Below are 6892 nucleotides of genomic sequence, written 5' to 3'. Positions count from 1 at the left end.
AGCCCGTTCAGCCGGTCACCGACTGGCGCAGCGTGCAGGTGACCAGCCGCGCCGACGCGCAGCTAATGCTGGAAAAAGCGAAACAGTACTTTGCGCAGTACGAACCCAGCCATCCCGCACCGCTGATGATTGAACGGGTGCAGCGGCTGTCTGAACTCAACTTTATGGACATTATTCGCGACCTGGCGCCAGACGGCGTTAACCAACTGGAAAACATCTTTGGACGCCGCGAATGACGCGTCCTGGCATTATGACGACAGGCATGGAGTCTGCCGTTTCACCTTCACCGCGCATCTTTGATGGAGAACATCATGGCAATGAGTAACAGTGGACAGAAATTCATCGCACGCAACCGTGCTCCCCGCGTGCAGATCGAATACGACGTAGAGATCTACGGTGCAGAACGCAAAATTCAGCTGCCGTTTGTGATGGGCGTTATGGCCGATCTGGTTGGCAAGCCGGTGGAAAACCTGCCAGCCGTCGACGAGCGTAAATTCCTGGAAATCGACATCGACAACTTCGACGAACGCATGAAGGCGCTGAAGCCGCGCGTGGCGTTCCAGGTGGATAACACCCTGACCGGCGAAGGTAAGCTCAACGTCGATCTGACCTTTGACAGCATGGACGACTTCCTGCCGGACGCGGTGGCCCGTAAAGTAGAGCCGCTGAACAAGCTGCTGGAAGCCCGCACCCAGCTCTCTAACCTGCTGACCTACATGGACGGCAAAAACGGCGCGGAAGAGCTGATTGCAAAAATCCTTCAGGATCCGACGCTGCTCAAATCCCTGAGCCAGATGCCAAAAAATGACGAAAGTGCGAAAGGTAGCGAGGAATAATCGATGAGCAACCAGACTCAACAACACGATCAGCAGGCGGGCCAGGCGTTCAGCCAGGACGAGTTCAGCGCGCTGCTGAATAAAGAGTTCCGCCCGAAAACCGATCAGGCGCGCTCTGCCGTAGAAAGCGCGGTTAAAACCCTGGCGCAGCAGGCGCTGGAAAACACCGTGACCTTCTCAAACGATACCTACCGCACCATTCAGAACCTGATTGCCGGTATTGACGAGCAGCTTTCGCAGCAGGTGAACCAGATCATTCACCACGAGGAGTTCCAGAAGCTGGAGAGCGCCTGGCGCGGCCTGAGCTACCTGGTGAACAATACCGAAACCGACGAGATGCTGAAGATCCGCTTTATGAGCATCTCCAAGCAGGAGCTGGGCCGCACCCTGAAGCGCTACAAGGGCGTGGGCTGGGACCAGAGCCCGATCTTCAAAAAAATCTACGAGCAGGAGTACGGCCAGTTCGGTGGCGAGCCGTTTGGCTGCATCGTAGGCGACTACTACTTCGACCACAGCCCGCAGGACGTTGAGCTGCTGGGCGAGATGGCGCGCATTGGCTCCGCGGCCCACTGTCCGTTCATCACCGGTACCGCACCGGGCGTGATGCAGATGGAGTCCTGGCAGGAACTGGCTAACCCGCGCGATCTGACCAAAATCTTCCAGAACACCGAATACGCCGCCTGGCGTTCACTGCGTGAATCGGAAGATGCCCGCTATCTGGGCCTGGTGATGCCGCGCTTCCTGTCGCGCCTGCCGTACGGCATTCGCACCAACCCGGTCGACAGCTTTGATTTTGAAGAGCAGACCGACGGCGCGAACCACAACAGCTACTCCTGGGCGAACGCGGCCTATGCGATGGCGGCCAACATCAACCGCTCCTTTAAAGAGTACGGCTGGTGCACCTCGATTCGCGGCGTCGAATCCGGCGGGGCGGTGGAAAACCTGCCGTGCCACACCTTCCCGAGCGATGACGGCGGCGTGGACATGAAGTGCCCGACCGAGATCGCCATCAGCGATCGCCGTGAAGCGGAACTGGCGAAAAACGGCTTTATGCCGCTGGTTCACCGCAAAAACTCCGACTTCGCCGCCTTCATCGGCGCGCAGTCCCTGCAAAAACCGGCCGAGTACCACGACCCGGATGCCACCGCTAACGCGCGCCTGGCCTCCCGTCTGCCTTACCTGTTCGCCTGCTGTCGTTTTGCTCACTACCTGAAGTGCATCGTGCGCGACAAAATCGGCTCCTTCCGCGAGCGCGAAGAGATGGAACGCTGGCTGAACGACTGGGTGATGAACTACGTCGACGGTGACCCGGCGAACTCCTCCCAGGAAACCAAGTCCCGTAAACCGCTGGCGGCGGCGGAAGTGCAGGTGCAGGAGATTGAGGACAACCCGGGCTACTACGCCGCGAAGTTCTTCCTGCGTCCACACTACCAGCTGGAAGGTCTGACCGTTTCCCTGCGCCTGGTTTCTAAACTGCCGTCGCTGAAGACGAAAGACGCGTGATAATAATTGCCGGCCCGCAGGGGCCGGCCATTTGTGCGTAAAAGCTTAACTTATTTCTGTCAGTGAATAAGGATATACGGTGAAACATATACTTGTGATCGCGACCAGTTTGCTGGCAGTTTCTACTCTCGCAAGCGCGGACGCCGGAAATTATAAATACCCTCAAGCGGAAGCATTGCCTCAGGATGACACATCAAACTTCCAACGCGATCCGACGCTGTTAACAGGGTACGATTTAAATCTGAGTGCAGAGCGTTTTGCTAAAGCCTGGCTGTCGAAAACGAATGAACGTGAACGCATTAAGGCAAATATGTATCTTCTCGGCGTAGTCGACGCGTCTGAGGGCACTGCATGGTGCAAGGGCAGGCCTTTTTTGCCAAATACAATACATGAGTTTCTCTATTCTCGTTTTGCGAACTTATCGAAACAGCAAGGCGAGGAGCGCGCTTCAAAAATCATCATTGACGGCATGAAAGAATTACGCCCGTGCAAAAAAGGAGAGTGACAAATGAGACCATTATACGAACAACTTAAACGTCAGCATTACTCTTCAAATCACACACGCGCGGGTTTTGCCTCGGGTGAACAGGTTTTTTCAGAAATTGGCTACGATTATTCGACGATTATCAAGCAACAACCGGCATACGAAAATACCTGTGCGGTAAGAATGAGCCTGGCATTGTTAAAATGTAATGTTGAATTTACAGGGCGTTTACCCATAAAGACCGGTCCCTATAAGGGAAAAACAATCGAGCCTGGCGCAAAATTACTTGCCGATCAGCTTTATAAATCCCATGTGTTTGGCAAGGCAGAAATCTTTAAAGATCGCGAGGCTGGTGCACGCTCAATGTTGGGCCGAAAAGGTGTTGTTTTCTTCAATAAAATTGATGGGTATGGCGGTGGTCATATCGACCTTATCGAGCCTCTGAGTAATAATTCGTTTATATGTAACTCCGATTGCTTTCCGTACTGTCAGGAAATCTGGTTTTGGGAATTAAAATAATTATATTCAGGTGTTTAAAGACCGTATTTCTTTTGCTCACTTGCTTATCTTTTTCTGCTCGCGGTGACAACCCTTACGTTGATTTTTATCAGCAGCAAACATACCGGCAGGTGGTTAAAGATTTTGTCCTGGCGCGCTGCCTTGCGCAGGTAGCAGATAAAGGCAGTCAATTTTCTGCTGATGCGGCCCGCAGTGCGAGCGCATTTATTGAATGGATACCGTTTGATGCTGAAAACGGTACTGACAAAGTTAACGCCATTATTGGGAAGTATAAAAACCAAATTAATGGTTTCCACTCGGAGCGCAAACCTGATGTAAAAGGCGTAACCTTAAATTGTCTACGTCTTTATCATAGTGACGAACTGAATAAACTGGTTCCGCAGCTCATCATTGGCGATCCTGATCGTACCTGGATTCAGGATAATCCGCAGTAGTAAAAGACTTCACATTCTTTCCTTTCATTCAGGGGGAATGTAAGACTGTCAAATGACACGGGTCGTTTGATATGAGGCAGAGGTAAAATATGGACGGTTTTATTCAGCCCCATGCTTTCCTGTTTGCCATATAAGGGCTTTTTCGAAAGCAATATTGTTCATCCACGAAGAGTAGATATTATGGCTATTGATATGTTTCTGAAGGTCGAGGGTGTTACGGGCGAATCTAAAGATTCTAACCACACCGGCTGGACTGACATTACCTCCTTCTCCTGGGGCGCGTCCCAGCCAGGTAATATGAGTGTGGGTGGTGGCGGTGGTGCCGGTAAGGTTAACTTTAACGATCTGCACGTTAACGCTCTGATCGACAAATCCACTACAGCAATCCTGAAACACTGCGCAAGCGGTAAACACCTGACCAAAGTTGAACTGTCCGTCTGCAAAGCGGGTGGTCAGCAGGTTGAATACACCCGCATCACCCTGGAAGACGTTCTCGTGACTTCCGTTCAGTACACGGGTGCAGACAACGGCGATACCGTTGGCGTGACCTATGCATTCCAGGCTGCGAAAGTGAAACAGCAGTACTGGGAGCAGACCACTGCCGGTGGTAAAGGTGCTGAAAGCAGCGCTGGCTGGAACATCAAAGAAAACAAAGAAGCGTAATTGCGCGCGTGACCGGGGAGTTTTCCCCGGTCATTATTTACAGAGACTTAATTTCGTTTGCAAAGGGATGTCAATATGAGCGTAAAATCAACGGTTGCTCCTGGTTATTGTGTTGTTCAGCAGGCTGGTACGTTAGATTTCCAGGCAAGACTACTGTTCAATAAACCAGACAGTGAAGCGGCACGTTATTTTATGCAAGTGAACAGGGACACACGGTGGTTAAAACCCGGGCAAATATTGATCCTTAATGCTCCGGGTGCTGAAAATGCGGTTCAGCTAAAACAATTACAAAATGCAAAGCAAAAGGTTAATGGAGCATTGGCAGAACTGAATACAGATGAAGCTAATTTCTTTAACAAGCATTTTAGTACCATCGCAGCATTAACTAATTTTATGGATAAATCTCTCGGGGTGGTTGCTGATGCAGGTGAAAGGTACTTTAGCGAAATAGAAAAGAAATTAAAAGCTATCGAACTGGCTTATCAAAATCAATACAGAACGCAAGGCACATTGATCGGGCAGCAGTTTTTTGTTGAAAGGCAAAAACTTTTTTCTGAGCTGGACGTTTTATTAAATAAGCTGTCCAGACTAACGCTGAAACTGAAACCTTATGAAGAAATCAAGCACGCTTTAGGTTTATCAAGCAGGTCAATTGTCCACGAATGGAGTACTGCGGGTGTTGCCTCAATACGAGGGTATTCAACATATGTAGACAATGCTTCAAAAGCTGCCCGTTTTCTGAAAATGGGAGGATGGCTTGCTATCGGCTTCGCTGGTGCAAACACAACCAATGAAGTTTACGATGCCTGTACAGTAGGTAGAGAGCAGAGTTGTTCCAAAGTCGCCGTTAAGAAGTACAGTCAATTTGGCGCCAGTCTTGCGGGCGGGATTTATGGCGGAAAATATGGCGCCATGGCTGGGGCTGGCGTATGTGTTGCATTGGGCGTGGCAACAGGTGGTGTAGGGTTGCTCGCGTGTTCTGTGGTAGGAGCCGCTGCGGGTGGATACATTGGTGGCGAAGTTGCCGGTGGAGCAACTGAATATGTCATGGATAAGCTATGGTGAATTTAGAAAATATTCTTTTATTTCTGATTGTTGTTTTATTTTTACTTGTCGTAATTATGGACTTCATCAGTTCCCGTTATTTTAAAAAACACGAGACCGAATATAATCAGCTTCTTTCAGAATATAGGCAAAAAGGCTACGATCTCGATCTGGTGACAAATTACGCATCATTTTTTGGCTCGCTGGCAAACTATCAAAAAATAATCTGGTTTGTTCGTCTTCGCAAAGGCGTGAAGATGAAATTTACCAAAGACAGAAATGTTCAGGACGATGCCTATAAATTCGTTCAGGCATTACCGGAAGAGAGAATCGGCTGGATATTAAAACTGCATCGACGCTATAAAGCTCAGGCCTTTCTTTTTACGCTATGGCTGCTTATTGGCATTATTTTCCTGAATGTAGTCAAATAATTTTAATCAGCCCTTAACCCCCAAACCCCGCCGTTTTCACCCCCGAGAGCGGCAGCGTTTGAGCGCTAATCATACCAGCAGGAATACGCCATGCGATTCACGATTATTTCTACGAAACCCGGTCATCAGCCGCCGCAAAGCAGCTGTGATTTTTATGCCCCGGGCGGCACCATTGGGCGCGGTACGGATAACAATCTGGTGCTGCCGGACAATGACCGCACTATCTCGCGTTTGCAGGCCATCGTTCACGTCGACGCCAGTGGCGAATGCCGCGTCACGAACCGCGGCAGCGTTACCCGCGTGGTACTGAATGATATCCCGCTGGAGCGTGGGCGTCAGGTTGAGCTTCAGGATGGGGATATTCTCGGTATTGATGATTATCGCATTGAAGTCAGCGAACTCATTCATGACACCCAGCCCGTAAGCCGCATGGCGGCCAGCATGCAGCAGGCGCGCCCAGCGGCGACACCTGCTCCGGCGCCACAACCGAAACCGGCCAGCGCCGCGCCTCGCGGAAAAGCTGAACCTACGGCCGTGCCGTCGGAAATCTGGGACAGCCTGATGCAGGAGTTTTCCATCTCCGACAGCATCTCCAGCAACCGGGCAAAACCACAGCCCGCGGCATCCCACGATCCGTTCTCTCAGCCTGCGGCCCCGGAGCGGAATGCCGAAGATCCGCTGGCAATGTTTAACGACGCCGAACCGTCGCTTGAACGTAAAAACGTTGACCCGGACACGCTGTTCAGCGATGAAGCGTTGTTTAAAAAAGAGAGCATCTTTGACGATGTCACCCCTTCAACGCTGGTACAGCCGGACGAAAGCAAACCTGCCCAGCCAAAGGAAGAGGCGTCGGACGAACTCGATCCGTTAGCCCTGTTTGGCGGGTCGGCGAGCGCACCTGCCGCGCGTCACGATGACCCTCTCGGCCTGATGGGCGGCGCGCCGTTAACCCATCCGGATGAAATCGTGGCCGATAAG

10 protein-coding genes are annotated in these 6892 nt (G+C 51.3%); all 10 read left to right on the top strand.

The window, feature by feature from the left end; all coding sequences use genetic code 11:
* Positions 1–236: ImpA family type VI secretion system protein (locus DD606_RS23260; protein ID WP_368853788.1), on the top strand; the 236-nt coding region annotated here is incomplete at its 5' end.
* A 75-nt stretch (positions 237–311) separates the two neighbouring features.
* Positions 312–836 (top strand): type VI secretion system contractile sheath small subunit, encoded by a 525-nt coding sequence (gene tssB, locus DD606_RS23255; protein ID WP_022648413.1) that lies wholly within the window; start codon positions 312–314, stop codon positions 834–836.
* A gap of 3 nt (positions 837–839) precedes the next feature.
* Positions 840–2339, top strand: a complete 1500-nt coding sequence (tssC, locus tag DD606_RS23250) for a type VI secretion system contractile sheath large subunit (RefSeq protein WP_006810956.1) — start codon at positions 840–842, stop codon at positions 2337–2339.
* A gap of 79 nt (positions 2340–2418) precedes the next feature.
* Positions 2419–2844 (top strand): Rap1a/Tai family immunity protein, encoded by a 426-nt coding sequence (locus tag DD606_RS23245; protein WP_022651414.1) that lies wholly within the window; start codon positions 2419–2421, stop codon positions 2842–2844.
* Between the two features lie 3 nt (positions 2845–2847).
* Positions 2848–3342 (top strand): T6SS effector amidase Tae4 family protein, encoded by a 495-nt coding sequence (locus DD606_RS23240; protein WP_022648411.1) that lies wholly within the window; start codon positions 2848–2850, stop codon positions 3340–3342.
* A 32-nt stretch (positions 3343–3374) separates the two neighbouring features.
* A complete protein-coding gene (locus DD606_RS23235) occupies positions 3375–3776 on the top strand; it encodes a T6SS amidase immunity protein Tai4 family protein (RefSeq protein WP_044596270.1) in 402 nt (133 codons plus the stop codon).
* Positions 3777–3956: 180 nt separating this feature from the next.
* Positions 3957–4439 carry a type VI secretion system tube protein Hcp gene (locus DD606_RS23230; protein WP_014884229.1) on the top strand — a complete coding sequence of 161 codons (483 nt, stop codon included), beginning with the start codon at positions 3957–3959 and terminating at the stop codon, positions 4437–4439.
* Positions 4440–4514: 75 nt separating this feature from the next.
* Entirely contained in the window at positions 4515–5504 is a 990-nt protein-coding gene (locus tag DD606_RS23225; RefSeq protein ID WP_015570333.1) for a hypothetical protein, read from the top strand.
* Positions 5498–5914: a hypothetical protein gene (locus tag DD606_RS23220; RefSeq protein WP_129259230.1), complete on the top strand. Its 417-nt coding sequence runs from the start codon at positions 5498–5500 to the stop codon at positions 5912–5914. The genes DD606_RS23225 and DD606_RS23220 overlap by 7 nt, the downstream gene beginning before the upstream one ends.
* A gap of 90 nt (positions 5915–6004) precedes the next feature.
* A partial coding sequence (locus tag DD606_RS23215; RefSeq protein WP_129259229.1) for an FHA domain-containing protein occupies positions 6005–6892 on the top strand: 888 nt, incomplete at its 3' end.

The organism is Enterobacter cloacae complex sp. GF14B (assembly GCF_004136805.1).
In the GTDB taxonomy this organism is placed as follows: Bacteria; Pseudomonadota; Gammaproteobacteria; order Enterobacterales; family Enterobacteriaceae; genus Enterobacter; species Enterobacter hormaechei_C.
The sequence above is the reverse complement of the archived record's forward strand: the minus strand, read 5'-3'. Positions and strand labels throughout refer to the sequence as shown.

What these genes read in the sequence shown, in the direction of transcription:
- DD606_RS23230 (WP_014884229.1), top strand. Translation starts at nt 3,957, where the DNA reads ATGGCTATTGATATGTTTCTGAAGGTCGAGGGTGTTACGGGCGAATCT.
- tssC (WP_006810956.1), top strand. Translation starts at nt 840, where the DNA reads ATGAGCAACCAGACTCAACAACACGATCAGCAGGCGGGCCAGGCGTTC.
- DD606_RS23220 (WP_129259230.1), top strand. Translation starts at nt 5,498, where the DNA reads ATGGTGAATTTAGAAAATATTCTTTTATTTCTGATTGTTGTTTTATTT.
- DD606_RS23240 (WP_022648411.1), top strand. Translation starts at nt 2,848, where the DNA reads ATGAGACCATTATACGAACAACTTAAACGTCAGCATTACTCTTCAAAT.
- tssB (WP_022648413.1), top strand. Translation starts at nt 312, where the DNA reads ATGGCAATGAGTAACAGTGGACAGAAATTCATCGCACGCAACCGTGCT.
- DD606_RS23225 (WP_015570333.1), top strand. Translation starts at nt 4,515, where the DNA reads ATGAGCGTAAAATCAACGGTTGCTCCTGGTTATTGTGTTGTTCAGCAG.